This is a genomic window from Methylobacter tundripaludum, from assembly GCF_002934365.1.
GTDB lineage: Bacteria > Pseudomonadota > Gammaproteobacteria > Methylococcales > Methylomonadaceae > Methylobacter_A > Methylobacter_A tundripaludum_A.
This window is the reverse complement of sequence record NZ_PTIY01000037.1, coordinates 1-1728: the sequence shown is the minus strand read 5'-3', so window position 1 is coordinate 1728 and position 1728 is coordinate 1. Positions and strand designations below refer to the sequence as shown.

The 1728-nt window shown below is 61.8% G+C and carries 1 protein-coding gene; it reads left to right on the top strand.

What is annotated here, in order from left to right; genetic code table 11:
• Nucleotides 1–1728: non-ribosomal peptide synthetase (locus B0F88_RS19070; protein ID WP_146083374.1), on the top strand; the 1728-nt coding region annotated here is incomplete at both ends.

Here is a 1728-nt window from a genome sequence, read left to right as displayed (position 1 = left end):
CAAGGACCCGCGCTTCCGGTGCCTGAACGTTGCTTCCAGCAAGTCTTCGAGGCCTGGGCTCAAAAGACGCCGCTTCATCATGCCGTCGTCTGCGAACATGAAACCGTCACTTACGCCGAACTGAACCGCCGGGCCAACGGCATTGCCCATGCCCTGTTGGAGCATGGCCTGGAAAGCGGCGACACCGTTGCCGTCTTGACCGACATTTGCGACGGCTTGCCCGCCGTCGTGCTGGGCATCTGGAAAGCCGGGGCCGCCTATTTGCCGTTGGCGGCAGACCACCCGCCCGAACGGCTGGCTCATATGATGGCCGACGCCAAGGCCCGGATCCTGGTCGTACCGGACAACCTGCCCGTCCCAGCAGCCTTGTCGGATATGGCGACGGCGGTCTTAACGCCCGACTGCCGACAGCCTACGGAACGGCGCCCGGATATTGTCCGCCCGGCCGACAGCGTGGCCTATGTCATCTATACCTCCGGCACGACAGGAATGCCCAAGGGCGTCCCCATATCCCACGCTGCGATGATCAACACCATACAGGAATCGGCCCGCGCCATTCGCCTGACCGCAGACGATCGTGTCGCACTGGTCGCGACGCCCAGTTTTGACGCTTCCTTATGGGAGCTGGGCCTGGGCCTGCTCAATGGCGCCGCGCTGGCGCCGATTTCAAAAAGCCTGCGCGACGACCCGTGGGCCATGAAGGATTATTACGCCAAAATGGCGGTGACCGTGGCCTTCCACGCCCCGTCCTATTTGCGTATCAGCAAAAACAAGCCGTTTAACGGCTTGCGCGTGCTGATTGTCGGCGGCGAGCCGTCCAGCCACGAGGACGTGAACATTCACGGCCGCGAGGTCGAGTTTTGGCATGCCTATGGCCCCACGGAAACGACCATCATCGTCAGCCTGGAGCATATTCCCCCCTTCCCCGATCCCAGCCGTCCTTTGTCCGTCGGACCGCCGTTGGCCAACACCCTCATATCGATCCGCAACGGCGGCGGGCAACCCGTGCCTCCCGGCGTCATTGGCGAAATCTGGTTGGGCGGGCTGGGCCTGTCCAGGGGCTATCTGAATAATGACGAGCTGACCGCCGAACGCTTTGTGACCGTTGACGGTTGCCGGTTCTACCGATCCGGCGATTTGGGCTGCTGGACGGACGATGGCCGTCTGGTCATCAAAGGCCGCATGGATCACCAAATCAAAATCCACGGCCAGCGCATCGAATTGGAGGAAATTGAAACGGCCCTGCTGGCGCTGCCGGATGTCACCGAAGCCATCGTATTGGTGGAAAATGCCGCCAACGGCACCCAATTTCTGCGCGGCTTTGTCGCTATGGCCCAAGGCTGCGTCTTGCCCGGCGAGGCGGACTGGCATCCCCGCCTGGCCGCCCGCCTGCCCCATTACATGATTCCGGCCACCCTGACTGCGATTGAGCGTATTCCGCTAACCGTTAACGGCAAGGTGGACAGGACGGCGCTATTGCAATTAGTCGGCGAAGCGCAGGTCGAGGTTATAAAAACACCGCCATCCACCTCGATGGAAGTGCTTATCGCGCCGATTTGGAGCGAATTGCTGGGCCAGGACGTTTGCCGCGAAGATAATTTTTTCGGCCTGGGCGGCAACAGCCTGCTGGCCGTCGCAATGGCGCATCGCCTGTCCAAGGCCTTGGCAGTCAGCATTCCGGCGCGCTACCTGTATACCGCGCCCACACTGGCCGTATTTGCCGCCCGT